Annotated in this window: 10 protein-coding genes; 7 read left to right on the top strand and 3 right to left on the bottom strand. The window is 54.1% G+C overall.

What is annotated here, in order from left to right:
• Nucleotides 1-320 precede the first annotated feature (320 nt).
• Nucleotides 321-2,459, top strand: a complete 2,139-nt coding sequence (locus tag RW023_RS06045; protein WP_315580350.1) for a pectate lyase — start codon at nucleotides 321-323, stop codon at nucleotides 2,457-2,459.
• A gap of 425 nt (nucleotides 2,460-2,884) precedes the next feature.
• The gene (locus tag RW023_RS06040; protein ID WP_315580349.1) at nucleotides 2,885-5,005 is read left to right on the top strand and encodes a VaFE repeat-containing surface-anchored protein; all 2,121 of its coding nucleotides are present in this window, start codon (nucleotides 2,885-2,887) and stop codon (nucleotides 5,003-5,005) included.
• Nucleotides 5,006-5,125: 120 nt separating this feature from the next.
• Here the strand turns inward: RW023_RS06040 and RW023_RS06035 are convergent, their stop codons facing one another.
• Together RW023_RS06035 and RW023_RS06030 are read right to left on the bottom strand one after the other, a co-directional pair.
• The gene (locus RW023_RS06035; RefSeq protein ID WP_291459524.1) at nucleotides 5,126-5,374 is read right to left on the bottom strand and encodes a WhiB family transcriptional regulator; all 249 of its coding nucleotides are present in this window, start codon (nucleotides 5,372-5,374) and stop codon (nucleotides 5,126-5,128) included.
• 145 nt (nucleotides 5,375-5,519) lie between these two features.
• Nucleotides 5,520-8,231: an FtsK/SpoIIIE domain-containing protein gene (locus RW023_RS06030; RefSeq protein ID WP_315580348.1), complete on the bottom strand. Its 2,712-nt coding sequence runs from the start codon at nucleotides 8,229-8,231 to the stop codon at nucleotides 5,520-5,522.
• A 626-nt stretch (nucleotides 8,232-8,857) separates the two neighbouring features.
• Here RW023_RS06030 and ligA point away from each other — a divergent pair.
• Nucleotides 8,858-11,185 carry an NAD-dependent DNA ligase LigA gene (ligA, locus tag RW023_RS06025; protein WP_315580347.1) on the top strand — a complete coding sequence of 776 codons (2,328 nt, stop codon included), beginning with the start codon at nucleotides 8,858-8,860 and terminating at the stop codon, nucleotides 11,183-11,185.
• Here ligA and RW023_RS06020 read toward each other — a convergent pair.
• Entirely contained in the window at nucleotides 11,182-12,444 is a 1,263-nt protein-coding gene (locus tag RW023_RS06020) for a phospholipase D-like domain-containing protein (RefSeq protein WP_315580346.1), read from the bottom strand. The genes ligA and RW023_RS06020 overlap by 4 nt on opposite strands.
• A gap of 76 nt (nucleotides 12,445-12,520) precedes the next feature.
• Here RW023_RS06020 and gatC point away from each other — a divergent pair, with 76 nt between their 5' ends.
• From gatC to RW023_RS06000, 4 genes are all read left to right on the top strand, one after another.
• Entirely contained in the window at nucleotides 12,521-12,817 is a 297-nt protein-coding gene (gene gatC, locus RW023_RS06015) for an Asp-tRNA(Asn)/Glu-tRNA(Gln) amidotransferase subunit GatC (protein WP_019127204.1), read from the top strand.
• Nucleotides 12,817-14,322: an Asp-tRNA(Asn)/Glu-tRNA(Gln) amidotransferase subunit GatA gene (gene gatA / locus RW023_RS06010; protein ID WP_315580345.1), complete on the top strand. Its 1,506-nt coding sequence runs from the start codon at nucleotides 12,817-12,819 to the stop codon at nucleotides 14,320-14,322. The genes gatC and gatA overlap by 1 nt, the downstream gene beginning before the upstream one ends.
• A complete protein-coding gene (gatB, locus tag RW023_RS06005; RefSeq protein WP_315580344.1) occupies nucleotides 14,322-15,818 on the top strand; it encodes an Asp-tRNA(Asn)/Glu-tRNA(Gln) amidotransferase subunit GatB in 1,497 nt (498 codons plus the stop codon). Before gatA ends, gatB begins: the two co-directional genes overlap by 1 nt.
• 229 nt (nucleotides 15,819-16,047) lie before the next feature.
• Nucleotides 16,048-17,475: an NADP-dependent malic enzyme gene (locus tag RW023_RS06000; RefSeq protein ID WP_315580343.1), complete on the top strand. Its 1,428-nt coding sequence runs from the start codon at nucleotides 16,048-16,050 to the stop codon at nucleotides 17,473-17,475.
• Nucleotides 17,476-17,744: the final 269 nt, after the last annotated feature.

Raw genomic sequence — 17,744 nt, 5'->3', positions numbered from 1 at the left:
CAGCAATTAATTCGTACATATCTCATCTTTTACGGCCAAGATTGCGCATCATGATGCGCAATTAATGCGTGAGTGATGCGCATCGAAATGTATAAGTAATTCATAAGAATTCGTGCAGAAATCTTGTAGCAGATGATGAGTCCGAATCAAGAATCCTTTACAAATGCTCCCACGAAGCTTCCTTAGGGTTGAGAACGTATAGGCCATCTCATTGCCGTAAAAACGCTCGGGCTGCCTATTTCGACACCTAGAAGCGACCAAATTTCGCAATCTCATATGCGGAAGTGGTGTCGCTGCCAATACAAAGGAAGAACTTCTTCATGAAACACCGAAAGATTGTGGGAGCAGTTGGCGCGGCTGCCGTCATTGCAATGGTGCCTTCACTGGGCGGTAACACTGCCGTCGCTGCCGGTGACGACACGACCTACGGGGCCTCTTTCCCCTATACCCGTTACGAGGCCGAGCGTGGCCGGCTTGACCGTGCACACGTCGTCTCGCTTGACGAGAGCCAGACTGTCAACGACATGCTCGACTCGACGGCGATTGAGGCCGGCGAACAGTCCTATGTTGAACTCGAAGGCAAGGATTCTTCAGTGAGCTTCACTGCTGAAGTTCCCGGGAATGCAATTGATCTTCGATTCACTCTTCCTGACCACACGGCCGGAAGCGTTGATATTCGTGTTAACGGAGAGACGGCTGCCACTTTTAATCTCTCGTCGGAAAGTGCGTATCAGTACGTTCAGAAGAGCAAGGTCTTTGACGAAGAGAAAGACAAGTTGGCAGGCGAAGGGCCTGCACATGCCCGCTTCCAATTTGATGAGGTCCATGCTCTGCTCAATCGCCAAGTAAACCCGGGAGACACGGTCAGCGTTGTTCGAACGGGGAGTGAAGGTTATGCCTATGGCATTGACTTTGTTGAGCTTGAGCAGGCGCTTCCGGAAATTCAGCGTCCTGCTAATTCAGTGAGTGTTACTGATGATGACTTGACGGTGACTGAAGAGAAAGCGCCTGGTGTTTGGGAAACTCGTAAGGTTTATGCGCACCCCAATGATGGACAAGATGATTCTGATGCATTCTTGGCTGCATTGAAGCGCGCTTCGGATGAGAACAAGACTCTGTATATTCCGCGTGGAACCTTTGAGTTTGATCGCCAGCTTGTCGTTCGGCATTCTCCGAATGGCAACCACCAACTGACGATCCAAGGTGCGGGTATCTGGTACACGAATATCTTCTTCCGTAACCCGAACAAGGCAAGTGGTGGCATTGTTCTTGAACATACCAGCCATGACCTGCAGTTCCGAGACTTCTACATGTCGACAAATCTCAACTCCCGTTACGACGAAGGGGCGAACTATAAGGGATTCCAAGGCGTCACCAAGAACTCACAGTTTGAAAACCTTTGGATTGAACACTTCGAGTGTGGCTTCTGGATGGGGGACTATGTCAATGAAAATCAAATGCAGTACACAGAGCACATGCTGGTCGACCACTCCCGTATTCGCAATAACTTTGCCGATGGCCTGAACTACTCACAGGGAAGCCGGGATTCGGCCGTGCGCAATTCGAATATTCGCGGAAACGGCGATGACGGCCTTGCCTCGTGGTCGAGTCATGCACAGTCAAAGCCGGGTGATCCCGTTCAATACGTATCGAATGCTCGTCACACCGACAATATCGAGTTCACGCACAACACGATTGAGCTCGGATGGCGCGCAGGTGGAATTGGGTTCTTTGGCGGATCTGGGCAGAAGGCAGAGAACAACCTCATCACGGGGAATTTTGAAGGCGCAGGTATTCGTCTTAATACGGTGTTTGGCGGCCACAACTTTGACTGGAACTTGAAGTTAAACAAGAGGGCCAGCATTCAGCGCAACAAGATCGTTCGTAGCGGCACTCAAGATGACTACTATGGCGCTTCCCGCGGCGCCATTGACTTCCAGGAGATGTTCGGCCGCATTGCTGGCGTTGATCTTTACGACAACATCATCGTGCGTCCTTTTGCAGAGGATGTTCGCTCAGACTTTGCATTCAATTCCGAAGAGATGAAACTTCGCGGTATGAGCATTGGCAATAATCCACGCAGAGACTGGGATGGCTACGAGCCTCAGCATCTGGTTGTGAACTACGCTCGCGTCAATGGCAAGGTTGACCGCGGGATTCCTGAAGACGCGAACTACAGCCTCTACTGGTGGGACGGAGATCGGGTGAATCCGGTTGATGGAAAGACCCATCGTTATTGGATTCCTAAGGCTGATGGTGTCCAGATCAATGACGGAATGGAATTCTCGTGGGAAGGCAACAAGAAGGTCTACAACTTTATCCTTGGTGATGACCCGCAGTACCTGCCGACGTCCTCTACTCGCTTCTCCGATGACTACACCTACCAAGGTGAGATGGCTCGATCATTCCAAAATTCTAGCCAGCCACAGACAGTGATCCGTTTCTGGTCGCATAAGTGAGGTGCGCGAGTAGCGTCGTCAAACCTTAGCTTTACTGCCCGCGCTGCCCTGCAGTGCGGGCAGTAGTTTATCCATAGTGTTGTTCGTTCATCGGCTAATTTCTGCATAAGATTTCGCATTGCTTGAGCAGCAATCTTGTCCACAGAGTAAGCGTAGAAAGAAGTTATCCACAGATTTCGCATCCTCGTCCCGAGCCGATAAGACATCCTCATACCCTCGCATCATGGAGGAGCGACCTCCAGTGATTGCGAAAGGAATGATCCATGATCGGGAGGCATCCAAATATTCGAAAACGCTGGGTGCATCGTGCAAGAAATCGCGCAAGAAAAGGAGCTGTTGCACTGGTCTTTGCAACAGCAATCGGAACTCTCAGCACACTGGCGTTGAATCCGCAGCCGGCGCACGCGCTCTTTGAAGGAAACGGTATGTACGTTAAAGGCGTCGGAGCGCAATCTGTTGGAGGATTTTGGCTAGGGGCCTACACTGCACCGCACAACGTTGAGACGCGTTACCCGGTGTGGTGCACCCACATGTGGCGCGCAAACCCCAAGCCGCAGGACACCGCATCGATTACAGATTTGGGAGAATCCAAGCGCTGGGGACCGGATGAGCTTGATCTATCGACCGCGCAAATGGCGTGGCTTCTTGATCGCTACCAGGATGACCGACACCAAGAAAACCGAGCAGCTCTCTCATTCCTGATTCACGCGAATTTTGAAGGAGACCAATCAGGAAAGAACACTCAAGATTCCGTCAATAGTTTGGTTGACGGCGTGCGCCGTCAACTGCCGCAAGTCTTCGACAGGGCGAAGGATTACGTGCGCCAAGCAAAGGAATCTGCTGTTACAACCTACGAAAATGGAAGCGTAGAAACCCAGACTCCTCGCAGTGGTTTACTCAAGGACCTCGGCGTGAAGAATGAAAAAGGGGAGTGGATTCCCAAATTGAAACTTCACCTCATGCTCATTGGTCCTGCGCGTTTCACTTCCACGGGTACCAGCCGCTGGGATGGAGAAACGCAAGGAAATGCCCTCAATCTTGAGTGGGAAGCAACGGGTAACGGAACCGTGAAATGGGTAGGAAACTACGAAAACCCTGTGCGTTCGACACTTACGAAATACGGAGTTAACTCGGCAACTCAGGACACGGCCTCGTATGGAAACAGGCCGGGTGGCGATAAGGAAGAAAAGCGCCTCAAGGGAGGAACCTGGAAGGTGCTCATGGACTTTCAGCCAATGGGACGCTCACAAGTTGCCCAAACCAACGTGAAGGACAATACCCTGAGTGATACTGTCACGGCATTTGCAGACCCCAATTACGGGGATGGAAAGTGGATCAATGATGAGCACGGACCAATACCGGTAACCTTCGAAGGGACTGCCTACGATCTGGGGACCGAACCTCCAAACGAGCCTTTGGACGTGCGTTTCATCTCGAAGGATATGCGAGTTCTTGGCAGCACAACGGTCGTTTTTCGCGGCGAAGGAGAGCGTCTCGTCAGCATCCCTCTTCCTGAAGGACAGGCAAAACCAGGATTTGTTTCTTGGGTATGGAGGGTGCGTAAAGAAGCACAGGGACAATACGCTCCCCTTATCCACGCCGATTGGGCCGACCAGCTGGGGCTCACTCATGAAACTCAAGTGATTCCCTGGAAGATCCAAATTCACTCTGCCGCACAGCTCAAAGAAACCAATGGGGGTGACTTCTTAATCGATGATCTCTGGGTGAGCGGCTTCCCAGAAGGGCACACTCATTGGAGTGGTTCTGAGAGAATTGCTGCCGACACATCCCACATGCGTCATCGTCTGCTTTTCTTCCCTCAAGGACTTGAGGTTGTTGAAGAAAACCGGGAGAAAGCAGAAGAAATTGGAACTATCGAGGTCCCTGCAAAGAATGGATACTATTCATCGCTTGGCGATCTTCGATTCGCAGTGGACCCGCAGCGTGTCGGAACCTACGTGTTTACAACAGAGTTTGACGGTGATGGTCGCGTTGAAGCTTTCCGTTCCAGTGTTGAGGATCCGCATGAACAGTACACGCGACAAGCGTCCTCGATCATTCGCCTGGCAACGCGTGCTCGCGATGGAGGTGATGGTGACCAGATCATAGGCCACTTGGGGCCATCCAAGATCGTCGACCAGGTCTGCTATGAAGGTCTCAGGGTAGGGGAACGCTACTCCCTGAAAGCAATTGTGGTTGACCGAGAAAACGGCGAACCATTGAGCGCAGCTGGTCGAATGGTAGAAGGAACAGCTGATTTCACTGCTGAGACAGCGTCTGGGTGTGCAGAGGTGACGATTAACGTTCAGGGCGAAGATATCAAAGCAAAGAGCGTTGTCATCTTCGAAGATCTATTTCTCGGTGATCAGCGAATCGCATTCCATCGAGATATCAATGCAGCTGAGCAAACCCTTAACGTAGAACAGCCCAAGCGTCCGAAGGTTGCTCGTACTGGCACTTCGGGTGTTCTGATCGTCTCGCTTGCGGGAGTCGGAGCCCTTGCTGGTGGAGTGCTCTATCGTCGGGGAAGGAAAGGATGCTTGTAGGGCATGTTGTTATATGAGGTGAGTTATCGGATTGGAGGATGCGAGCCTTAGGTAGACCTAAAAATGAGTGGTGGTGGGAACGGCTCCGTTCCCACCACCACTCATGTGTGCAGGCAAATCTCAGGACATGCGACGGGCGCGCGCTGCGCGGCGCTTGAGGGAACGACGTTCCTCTTCGCTCATCCCTCCCCAAACACCAGAGTCCTGATTGTTGTCGAGTGCCCACTGCAGGCAGATTGCTTGAACTGTACATTCGCGACAAACTGCCTTGGCTTCAGCCGCCTGTGCTATGGCCGGACCCGTATTCCCGATCGGGAAAAAGAGTTCTGGGTCGACGCTGAGACATGCGGCTTTACTCCGCCAATCCATTATGGGTACTCCTTCAAGAGCATAAGTGCAGGCAAGGCGTGCCCGCACCGAACAAAAACAACAGTCCTTAGTTTCAGGGATGAGCGAGTGTATATCAAGAGTCAAGAGGCCATAAAAAACATAAACTGGTGTGTAAGACGTCACGTTATTTAAAAGTCAGGACGAAACGCCCAGCTACGCCATGATGAACAATTACCCCGGAATAAGAATTCCAAGAATGTGCATATAAAGAACTGGGAAAACTCTGGCAATTCTGGGCGATGAATCGAAGTGCCTCTTTGGGTGGATTTGTGAAAAGTAGCAGTTCGGTGCGGTTTTCAAGTGCTCTCATCCACTGCGAGTGTTCGAAATGGTGAATGATGCAACCCGTATTTATGGCTCTAAGAGCGTCAATTAATGGCGAATTATCTTCTCCGATAAATGTGCAATTCTTTTCAGAAAATAAGAACCGTTTTAATTGCGCGCCGTAACGAATGATATACGAATGAATTCGCATGTCAGGGTTGGTTTTGGTAAGTGAAGCAACTCTAGATTCGGGCGTTGCTGGGGTAATCGGGAAGTGAGGTCTTTGTTGGGTTAAAGCGTATGTATCGAGTGCAGCCAAAGGAAAAGAAGAGCAAGAGTTCAGCTGCCGGGATGCTGCATTGCCTAATTGCCCCTGACAGTCGTGAAGTATCTGATTCCACGATGGGATACTCAACGGTAAAGAGGGCTTCACTGAGTCGGTGCATAAGCAGAGCAAAGACTTGTGAACGCTGCTCCAAAGTTGAGCGGGCGAATCTGTACACTCGGCTCCACGGATTGTTGGGCAACGTTCCGCAATTTGGGGATTGGAAATCTCATACCAAATGTGCTCATAGGAACCAAAAAGCGTGCGTGAGGTGAATCGGCCTGAAACATCGCTGGCAATGAGAACAATGTTGACACCATCGCATGAGCGAGTGAACTGACCCCACAGATCATGAGCGCGAAGCACACCTAAGCACTCTTCCAACATATGCAGGGTCCCTTCGATATCCTCGAGCCAGACAACACAGGGAGTGCGATGACACAGGTCTTCGCAGAGGACCCCAAAATCCACGATGTCACGTATCAGGTAGTCGGGTGAAGTTGCGCTCGAATGCGGGGTGCCCGGATCAATCGAGACCCCGCAAATGGGGAAGCCCAAGGAATCGCTCAAGGTCGTGGCGCATGAACGGACAAGTAAAGCAAGCTTGCTTGCCGAACTCCCAGAACCGCTCATCATGATATTTCCGTGTTGCCACGTAAGACATCGGTGTGCACCTCTTTCAATCCCGTCGATGAGCCCTATGTGTATGCCCCGTTCTGAAGAGTGCAGCTGATCAAGATCGCCTCGCGTGAGCTGAGAGGGTAAAGAAGGACACCACAAAGGCGCTCCGATGGAAGCTGACTGTCTCTTCGAAATCGAAGCGATGATCTGCTCGATATTCCTGCAATATGCAAATTGGACAGGTTTTCCGGAACCGAGCAATGCTCTGCCAGGAATACGAGGAAGGTGCGCAGCCTCTGCGCTGCCGATGACGCTGTGTGAATCAGATTCAGAGATGCTCCGCAGTGCAATCCGTAGTTCGGTGTTAGCGCGCATGTGAGCGTTGATTGAAGCACCGGGATTCTGGGTCGCATAGATCAAATGCAAACCAAGAGAACGCCCCTGAGCCGCGAGCCTTGAGAAGGTTTCGAGGGTTTCCGGATGTAGATCGGCAAGAACTTGGAATTCATCAATAACGATGAGGATCCGTGGAGGTGGGGGAGGTGCGCCCCCTTGAAGAAAACGCTCACGCCACTGTGACAGGTCCTTGACTGCGTATTGTGCAAATTGAGCTTCTCGCGTCGCAATACATGACGCGAGACCTCTGAGAGCGCGCGAGGAATGACCGAGGTTAAGGTCGGTTAAAACGGTTTCAGTGTGGGGGAGCGCGGTAAGGGGAGCAAGGGCAGAGCCGCCTTTGTAATCCACCAAAACCAAGCGGAGACGTGAAGGGGAGTAGCTCGCGCACAATCCAAGAAGCCACGTTCGCAGCGCCTCTGACTTTCCGCTACCTGTTGTGCCGGCAATAAGGGCATGAGGTCCGTGCTTCACGAGGTCGATGTCAACGATTCCTGAGGCGTCTTTCCCAATCGGTGTCCGTAGCCCCTCATCGCTATCGATTACTTCAAATGGAAGTTCATCGAAACTGACGTGGTCGGGAATAGAACCAGATGGTGCGTCTCTCCCCAGCATCTTCCACCATGCCAAAGACACCGGTGCTCGGGAAGCAGGTATCACTGCGTGACACCACGTTGGAAGTTCACTGAAATGAGGCGCCCAAGCAAGGTGAATATTTTCATCCCCGGTCTCATCCTCACCCGGAGCGTGAAGTCTGATGCCTACACGAGAGGGCTGAGAATTAGTGGAACCCGAGCTAAAGGATTTCTGCCTCCCGATATCGATAAGTTCATCAGAACCATCCTTGACGCGCGCCCCTCCCAACTGTGCCGCCAGCTGCGCTGCGCACCACAAAGCACTTAATTTGGCCTCGGGGCCAACAAAACCAAGATATGTTTGCCCGTTAGCGTGAGAAACCGCGTGAGCCCTCCCGCGCCCAATTTGGTTGGGATAGATCAGGAGGGACGAAGATTCTGAGATGGAAGGAGCTGCAGCTTCAAGAAGAAGTGCAAGCCCCGCCGCATCAATGCGATGTCTGGGTTTTCGTCGTTTCATGACTACTATCCCGATGATTGACATGCTGATGAGGGGAAGGGCAAATAGAAGAAGTGACATGCCTCCGTAGGCTCCCATGACCAGCATGCGAAGTAGCATGAAAAGTAAAAGCGGAACAATGCCAATGAAGGACATTGTAGATAGGTGCCTTGACGTGCGGGAGGAAGAAGGAAAAGAAAGATCACGCGGCCGTTGGCGCAACTGGTAATAGTCAGTAGCTAAGTGGCCAGCTACTTTGAGTTGCATACCTTTGACGGGGGTATATACACGCTGCGTACGTAAGCGTCGCCACGGTGTGAAAGCCGCCGCGCGAATCCGTATTTGCGCATCCTTACTGCGGAGAAGGAAACATATGCGCTCGTGGCCTCGGTGATCGGTGAAGATCTCTATCTGTGCTGGAAATTCTTGAGGGCACCCCAGGGGAGAAACAACAAGCCCAATGTTTGGCCCACTCACGCAGGCAAAATGCCATGAGGAGCGAAGGGCAGCTTGAAGAAGCGTTGGCGCCAAGGGGAAATCTCCCACGTGTGTGATCACCTCCCAATAACATCCCTGCGTAAATACGTGAACTGTGCGGTTGCGTGAGGCCAGTTTCTTTTCACCTTCAGCCTTCGGCAGTCGTCGTGCTCATACTCGCGAAAGGGCAAAGCTGTGGAAATCGCCGATGCTGCGTCCAAGCTGTGGAGGAGCAACAAAAAGAGGAGGAGCAACAAGAAGATCGCCGTCTGGGGAACAAGCGCACCCTGAATGGAGATGACACAATGACAAGCATGAGTGAAGAGGAACGCCAGCTAGTTGACCGCTACCATCAACTCATTCAGGAAATTGATGATGCCCGAGCGGCGTACTACGACCGTGATGCTCCTGTTTTATCGGATGCAGAGTATGACAAGCTCTACCGCGAACTCGAAGACTTTGAGGCACAATACCCGCAGTATCGCAGTGCAGATTCTCCGACCACTCAGGTTGGAGGTGCGGCTTCCGAAGCTTTTGCCCCCGTCGAACACCTCCAGCAGATGACCAGCCTGGACGATGTTTTCTCTTTGGAAGAGCTCGCAGGCTGGGAAACCCGAATGGCTAACGACACGGGCCGTAGCGATCTGGACATGCTCACCGAAGTGAAGATTGACGGTCTTGCCGTCAATTTGCTCTATGAAAATGGAGTACTCAATCGCGCAGCGACGCGAGGCGATGGATGGGTTGGTGAAGACGTCACCGCCAACGTCCGGACAATTTCGTGTATTCCTCATCGCTTGCAAGGCTTGGTTCCCGCCCGCGTTGAAATCCGCGGCGAGGTCTACTTTCCAACGAAGGATTTTGAATCTCTTAATGCTGAGCGCGTCCGTATGGGTGAGGCGCCCTTTGTAAACGCGCGTAATGCTGCTGCGGGTTCTTTGCGTCAAAAAGACCCGAAGAAAACCGCTGAGCGTCCTCTTGCGATGTTGGCGCACGGCATTGGTTTTGTCGAAGCCGGAGATAGTGGATTCACGGAGCCCGATACCTTGTCAGGATGGTTTGAGTGCCTGAAAAATTGGGGAATGCCAGTCTCTCCTCACACCAAACTCCTGCGTGGTCGCGAGGCCATTGAGAAGCGTATCGGTGAATTGGGCGCTCAACGACACTCTTTAGAACATGAAATCGACGGGGTTGTCGTCAAGATTAATGATCGTGCGATTCAGGCAAGCTTGGGGACGACCTCGCGCGCTCCGCGTTGGGCCGCTGCCTATAAATTCCCGCCGGAAGAGGTTAATACCCGCCTCCTTGATATCCGAGTCCAAGTGGGTCGTACCGGGCGCGTCACGCCGTACGGCGTCATGGAGCGTATCCTCGTTGCCGGCTCTCACGTCTCACGCGCAACTTTGCACAACGCTAGTGAAGTTGCACGAAAAGGCGTTCTGATAGGCGACCTTGTTGTTTTGCGGAAAGCGGGGGATGTTATCCCCGAGATCGTCGCCCCCGTAGTCGCTGCCCGCGATGGCAGTGAGTATCCCTTCGTCATGCCGGAAAACTGTCCTTCGTGCGGGACGAAGCTGGCTCCCCAGAAGGAAGGGGATGTGGATCTTCGTTGCCCAAACCAAGCGGGCTGCCCGGCACAAATCACCGAGCGGATTGCCCACTTGGGTGCCCGCTCCGCCTTGGACATCGAAGGACTTGGGGACGAGGCCGCGCTTGCCCTGACCCAGCCCGAGGCCAATCGTGATGAGGTAGCGGCCGCGCTCGCGGCAGGACGGAGCGTTTTCCTGGAAAACGGGACTGCACTGCGCATGGAAAAGACTGCTGAATTGACGCATGGTGAACTGATCGGTGATGCCGAGGCTCTTCTGCCTTCTGTCCAAAAGCCTGTTTTGTCCTCGGAAAGTGATGTTTTCAGCCTCGACGCTGAACGACTTCGCGATGTCATGGTGTGGAAGCCTGTGACCAAGGATGGCCAAGAAACCGGGGACTGGATGCAGGTCCGATATTTTTGGACTAAGGCTTGGAAACAGAAGGGAAATAGCGGAGTCTATACCCCACTTGAGAGCACTCCTTCAAAGAACACGGAGATGATGCTTGAGCAGATTGAGGCCGCAAAAGAGCGTCCACTTGCACGCATTCTGGTTGCGCTTTCGATTCGCCATGTTGGGCCAACTGCTGCCTCGGCTCTGGCTATGACCTTCCCCTCGATGGATCTCTTAATGGAAGCTTCTGTCGAGCAATTGGCAGAGGTCGACGGTGTTGGCCAAGTCATTGCTCGATCTTTGCGGGAATGGTTCGATGTAGATTGGCATGTGGAAATCGTTCGTGCCTGGCAAGCTGCGGGGGTCCGTATGGAAGATGAAGTGCGCGAGGATATTGAGCAGACCCTCGAAGGACTAACGATCGTCGTTTCAGGAGCAATGCCTGGCTACACGCGAGAAGGCGCGAAGGAAGCGATCGTCGCCCGAGGAGGAAAGGCCTCGGGATCGGTATCGAAGAAGACGTCGCTGGTCATCGCGGGGCCCGGTGCAGGATCGAAAGCCGCAAAGGCCGAGGCCCTGGGAGTGCCCGTTGTTGACGAAAACTATTTTGAGCGGGTACTTGAGCGTGGGCTGGCTGCCCTCGATGACTAAACGATAAATTCGAAGGGGTGCAAAAGACGCTCGGAAATTCGGGTGAGTAGCGAGCGTTCTTCCCATTCCTCGAAGGTAAGCTTGCGCGCATTGGTCAGGTCAAGCTCAAAGATCCGATCCATCGTCGCTGCGAAGGCTTGCGAGCGGAACTGGACATTGACTTCGTAGTTGCCCTGCAGGGAAAGCCTGTCGATATTTGCGGTTCCGACAGTCGACCAGACTCCGTCAATTGTCATGGTCTTGGAGTGGATCATTGCATCCTGGTACAGCCAGATTTCCACCCCTTCCTTCAACAGCGGTCCGTGGTAGGGACGTCCAACCCAGTCGGCGAGGATGTGGTTGGAATACTCGGGGATCAGAATCTGTACCCGGACGCCTCGGCGCGCTGCGTGGACCAAGGATTCGAAAATCTCGCGGTCAGGGATGAAATACGCACTTGTGATACGAATTGAGTGCTGCGCCCGATCGATTGCGTCGATGTAGAGGCCGCGAACGGGGTAGAGCAGACGTGAAGGCTGGTTGAAGGCCAGTGATACATCGCTGGCCCACCTGGGGGCCCGACTGCGCGGAAGTTTAGGTTGTCCGCGACGCTTGAAGTGATTCCAGAAGTCAATGAAGCCGTACTTCAACTCTGCGACTGCTTCCCCTGTCACGCGCACGTGGGTATCGCGCCATTCGAGGGCAAAAGGATCACCAATGTTGTACCCGCCGACGAAGGCGACGCGGTCGTCGACGACCATGATCTTGCGGTGATCGCGACCGGTTTTACGCAGATTGAAGGTGAACATTCCCGAACGGATTTCGGGGAAACGGCGGATGTAGAGGTGGGGAGTCTTTGGGAAAATATAAAAGAATGGGTCTTGGTTCATGACGGCAAAGCCGTCGTAGACGATGTGGACGTCAACCCCGCGCTGTGCGGCGGCAAGGAGTGCCGATTTGAAACGTTTGCCCCATGCATCTGAGCGCCAAATATACGATTCGAAGAAAATGTAGTCCTCTGCTGAGGTGATCGCTTCAAGCATGTCCTCATAAAGAGAGGTGCCTTCGGTATAGGTGCGAACCTTCGTCCCATCAACTTCGGTGTCTAAGGGAGGAAAAGTCGGGAAACCGCCTGCGACCTGTGGAACGCGGTTTTTACGGAGCTTATCAACGATATGAACGCCGATCAGTGCCGCTGCCTGGGCACCCACAAGCGCTGCGCCAGTAATTTTCAGTGCCTTGAGGGTACGCGAAGAAAAAGACGGTCGATGATGAGACATGTTTTAAGCCTACTCAAAAGTCGCCAACGATGGGCATGGTATGAGAGGTGCGCCCCGGGCGGGTATCATCCTTGTTATGGCAAGGATCAGTACTGATGAGGTCACCCGTGTGGCGGGATTGGCTCGAATTGCACTTACACCGGAAGAAATCACCAGAATTGCTGGTGAGCTAGACGTTATTACCGAGGCTGTTGCAAAGGTCTCCGAGGTTGCAACCCCGGATGTGCCCGCAACCTCGCACCCCATTCCACTGTCAAATGTGTGGCGTGAAGACGTCGTTGGCCCAACGCTTGACCGCGACGAGGTTTTGGCGCAGGCCCCTGCACAAGAAGACGGAATGTTCTTGGTTCCGCAGATTTTGGAGGAGGACTGATGAATCCGTTGTTGAAGAAGTCCGCCTGCGAGCTTGCTGACCTGCTGCGTAGCGGTGAAATCACTTCTGTTGAGCTCACTCAGGCGTGCTTGGATCGCATCGATGCGATTGACCCTAAGGTTCACGCCTTCCTGTTTGTCGATCGTGAGGGTGCTCTTGCAACTGCTGCCGACGTGGATGCGCGTCGTGCCGCTGGGGAAGAACTGCCTCGCTTGGCAGGCGTGCCCATTGCGGTCAAGGACAACATGGTGACCCGAGGCGTTCCCACGACCTGTGCGTCGAAGATCCTTGAGGGATGGCTGCCTCCCTACGATGCAACCGTCGTCGAGCTTCTGCACAAGGCTGGAATGCCGATCTTGGGTAAGACCAATATGGACGAGTTCGCTATGGGCTCGTCGACCGAGCACTCCGCTTACGGCCGTACCGGAAACCCATGGGATCTTGATCGTATCCCCGGCGGCTCCGGAGGTGGCTCCGCTGCTGCTGTTGCGTCTTTCATGGCGCCGCTGGCTTTGGGCTCTGATACCGGTGGTTCGATCCGTCAGCCCGGTGCTGTGACGGGAACCGTGGGTGCGAAGCCCACATACGGCGCAGTTTCACGTTACGGGCTGATCGCTATGGCCTCGTCGCTGGACCAGATTGGCCCGGTAACCCGTACGGTTGAGGACGCGGCCGCACTGACCGAGGTGATCGGTGGCTACGATCCCCACGATTCGACGTCCCTGAATGAACCGGTTCCCGCGCTTTCTGAAAGTGTTGCTCAGGTTGCCAAGGACGGGAAGATTGAAGGGCTGCGCGTTGGCGTTGTCCGTGAACTCTCCGGTGAGGGCTACCAAGATGATGTTCTCGAGGCCTTCAACGCGACCGTTGAGAAGTTGCGTGCCGCCGGTGCTGAAATCGTTGAGGTTTCCTGCCCGAGCTTCGATTACGCTCTTGCTGCCTACTACCTGATTATGCCGGCTGAGGTTTCCTCGAACTTGGCGCGTTTCGACGGTATGCGTTATGGCATTCGCGTCGAGCCCAGCGAAGGCCCTGTTACCGCCGAACGCGTTATGGCTGCGACTCGTGAAGCCGGTTTCGGCGATGAAGTGAAGCGTCGTATCATCTTGGGCACTCACGTCCTATCGGCGGGCTTCTTCGACGCCTACTACGGAAGTGCACAGAAGGTTCGTACTCTGATTCAGCGCGACTTTGCACGTGTCTTTGAAGAGGTTGATGTTCTGGTTTCGCCGACCTGTCCGACAACGGCATTCCGTTTCGGAGAGAAGATGGATGATCCCATGGCGATGTACCTCAATGACATCGCGACCATCCCTGCAAACCTAGCCGGAATTCCTGCGATGAGTGTTCCAAACGCCGTCAGTGCCGAGGGACTTCCCGTTGGATTCCAGATTCTTGCTCCGGCCCACCACGACCTCAAGATGTATGAAGTCGCAAGCCTTGTTGAGCAACTCAGTGGCGATATCGCGGGTAACTGCCCCGCAGCGCAGTGGGAGGAAAAGTAATGACTGAGCTGATGGATTACCAGGAGGCTACCGCTTCCTTCGATCCGGTTCTCGGAATTGAAGTTCACGTTGAGTTGGGGACTGCGACCAAGATGTTTGATGCCGCCCCCAACGCCTTCGGTGGCGATCCGAATACCTACGTGACCCCCGTGTCGCTTGGTCTTCCCGGCTCGCTCCCCGTGGTCAATCACCAGGCAGTCGAATACGCGATCAAGATCGGCCTCGCATTGAACTGCTCAATTGCCAAGAGCTGCCGTTTCGCGCGTAAGAACTACTTCTACCCGGACCTGACGAAAGCTTTCCAGACCTCACAGTCAGATGAGCCCATTGCTTATGACGGCTATGTGGACGTTGAGCTCGAGGACGGCACTATGTTCCGCGTTCAGATTGAGCGTGCGCACATGGAAGAAGACGCCGGAAAGAATACTCACATCGGTGGCGCAGATGGTCGTATTCAGGGTGCTGACCACTCGCTGGTTGACTACAACCGTGCGGGTGTCCCCTTGGTTGAGATCGTGACCCGTCCTATTGAAGGAGCAGGGGAGCGAGCACCTGAGGTTGCCGCTGCATACGTTCAGGCGCTGCGCGATATCTTCCGTACTCTTGGCGTGTCTGAGGCGCGTATGGAGCGCGGAAATGTCCGTGCCGATATCAACGTTTCTCTGCGTCCGACCCCGAGCTCTCCTTTGGGTACTCGAACCGAAACGAAGAACGTGAACTCTTTCAGGGGGATTGCGAACGCCGTTCGTTTCGAGATTCAGCGACAAGCGCAGATCTTGGCTGACGGCGGTTCAGTGCTTCAGGAAACCCGACACTTCCACGAGGAAGACGGAACGACCTCGTCCGGTCGTGAAAAGTCCGATGCAGAAGATTACCGTTACTTCCCCGAGCCGGATCTTGTCCCGGTCGTTCCCTCTGAGGAATGGGTTGAATCCCTTCGTCAGTCCCTGCCTGAGCTTCCGGTTGCTAAGAGGCGCCGTCTGCGCGAGCAATGGGGTTTTGCCGATAAGGAAATGCGTGACGTCATCAACGCGGGTGCGCTTGAACTCATCGAGGCAACCGTCGAGGCAGGCACCGATCCCGCAGCTGCACGTAAGTGGTGGATGGGTGAACTGGCTCGTTACTCGAAGGACAAGCAGGTTGCGCTTGAGGATCTACCGGTTACTCCGGCCCAGATCGCACAGCTCCAGTCCTTGGTGGATAGCGGTCGTCTGACAGACAAGCTTGCTCGCCAAGTCCTTGAAGGTGTTCTTGCGGGTGAAGGCGATCCCGAGCAGGTCGTTGCTGCACGCGGACTTGAAGTTGTTTCTGACGACGGCGCACTTACTGCGGCCGTTCAGGAAGCATTGGACGCGAACCCCGATATCGTCGAGAAGATCAAGGGCGGCAAGGTTCAGGCCGCTGGCGCCCTTGTCGGTGCGGTGATGAAGGCTACCCGTGGTCAGGCAGATGCCGCCCGCGTTCGCGAACTCATTATGGAAATGGTTGGCGCTTGATCTTTCGTTGATTAAACGCCCGTGGCCCGGTCTGCTGTGCAGACCGGGCCCTTTCCATGTCTGTCGAAGACCGAGGAGCGCGGGGGAGTGAGGAAACTGGAGTTCATACCACGGCCTCGGAAATCGGGCTCAAAATGGACACTGCTGCACCCGCGCACCGGCGCAGCTACGATGGAGGAGGAGTCCTTGTTGGCTCTCCTCAAAACAATCGGATATGCAAAGGTGACCAATGCGTACTTCTCCGTCATACACCGCGTCCTACCGTCTTGAAGTCGACGAAGCCAACCTTTCGGTTTCGCAGATCGTGGATGCCGTTTCTGCTACCGGTGCTCAGATTAAAGGCCTTGATGTTGCCGATTCTGACCGTGGTCGCATCGTTATTGACCTCACCTGCGACATGCGTGATTCCGAGCATCGCCGTGAGGTTGAAAAAGTTCTCGATGGCCTTGAAGGCGTTCACACCTCTTCCGTGGCAGACCAGACCTTCATGGCCCACGTCGGTGGCAAGATCGAGGTTAAGCCCAAGGTTCCTCTGCGTAACCGTGACGATCTTTCTCGCGCATACACCCCCGGTGTTGCACGCGTCTGCACAGCGATTCATGACACGCCTTCGAAGGCTCACCTGTTGACTATGAAGGCCAATTCTGTCGCCGTTGTCTCGGATGGTACCGCGGTTCTTGGGTTGGGCGATATCGGCCCTGAAGCTGCTCTTCCCGTGATGGAAGGTAAGGCTGTTCTGTTCAAGCAGTTCGGTGACGTAGATGCGTGGCCGGTTGTCCTTGATACCAAGGACACTGAAGAAATCATCTCGATTGTTAAGGCAATCGCGCCCGCATATGGCGGAATCAACCTCGAGGACATCTCTGCTCCCCGCTGCTTCGAAATTGAAGAGCGTCTGCGCGCAGAGCTCGATATCCCGGTTTTCCACGATGATCAGCACGGCACGGCAATCGTTGTGCTGGCAGCGCTGATCAATGCGCTCAAGCTCGTCAACAAGAAGATTGAGGACGTGCGCATCGTCGTCTCCGGTGTTGGTGCAGCGGGTTCGGCAATCATCAAGCTCCTGCTTGCTCAAGGCGCGCGAGACATTGTTGGCTACGGTCGTACTGGCGCGCTTGCAGGTGATGATGTTGAGGGCATGCACCCCTCACGCGCATGGTTGGCGCAGAATACGAATCCGCGCATGGTCCATGGCAGCCTGAAGGAAGGCATCGTTGATGCCGATGTCTTCATTGGTGTCTCCCACGGAAACATCTTGGAGCCTTCGGATATCGCGAAGATGGCTTCGGGTGCGATCGTTTTTGCTCTTGCGAATCCGACTCCCGAGGTTGACCCGATTGCAGCTGCCCAGTATGCGTCAATCGTTGCGACCGGTCGTAGCGATTACCCGAACCAGATCAACAACGTTCTGGCCTTCCCCGGTCTGTTCCGTGGGCTCCTGGATGCAAAGGTCAAGGAGATTACAACCGAGGTTCTTCGTGTAGCTGCAAACGCAATTGCCGATGTGATTAGCCCCGACGAGCTTTCGCCGAACTACATCATCCCCGGTGTTTTCAACGAGGCCGTCCCCGGTGCAGTCTCGAAGGCAGTGCGTCAGGCGGTCCACGACCTTCCGACCATCGACATCCCCGTTCAAGAGCACATGGAAGCTCGCTGATTCAGGGGAGCGGAGTTTCGTGGGAAGTGGGTGCGCTTTGGTAGCACAGCCGTCTGCCTGAAAACATCCGCTTAAACCATAAATCGCAGGATCTGCCTCTTTGTGAGGCAGGTCCTGCTTTTGTTGATATGCACATGTATCGCATTGGAATTTAGCCATTTTTGGGTGAATGTTTGCTGGCTGATCATTCAGAAATGGTGGTATCACTGGCTTTTGTGTGCTGGTTCACGTGGTTTTGGTTTGACGTGGTGGGGGTTGGGTGTGTAGAT

The organism is uncultured Actinomyces sp., assembly GCF_963542285.1.
Taxonomy (GTDB): Bacteria; Actinomycetota; Actinomycetes; order Actinomycetales; family Actinomycetaceae; genus Pauljensenia.
The sequence above is the reverse complement of the archived record's forward strand: the minus strand, read 5'-3'. Positions and strand labels throughout refer to the sequence as shown.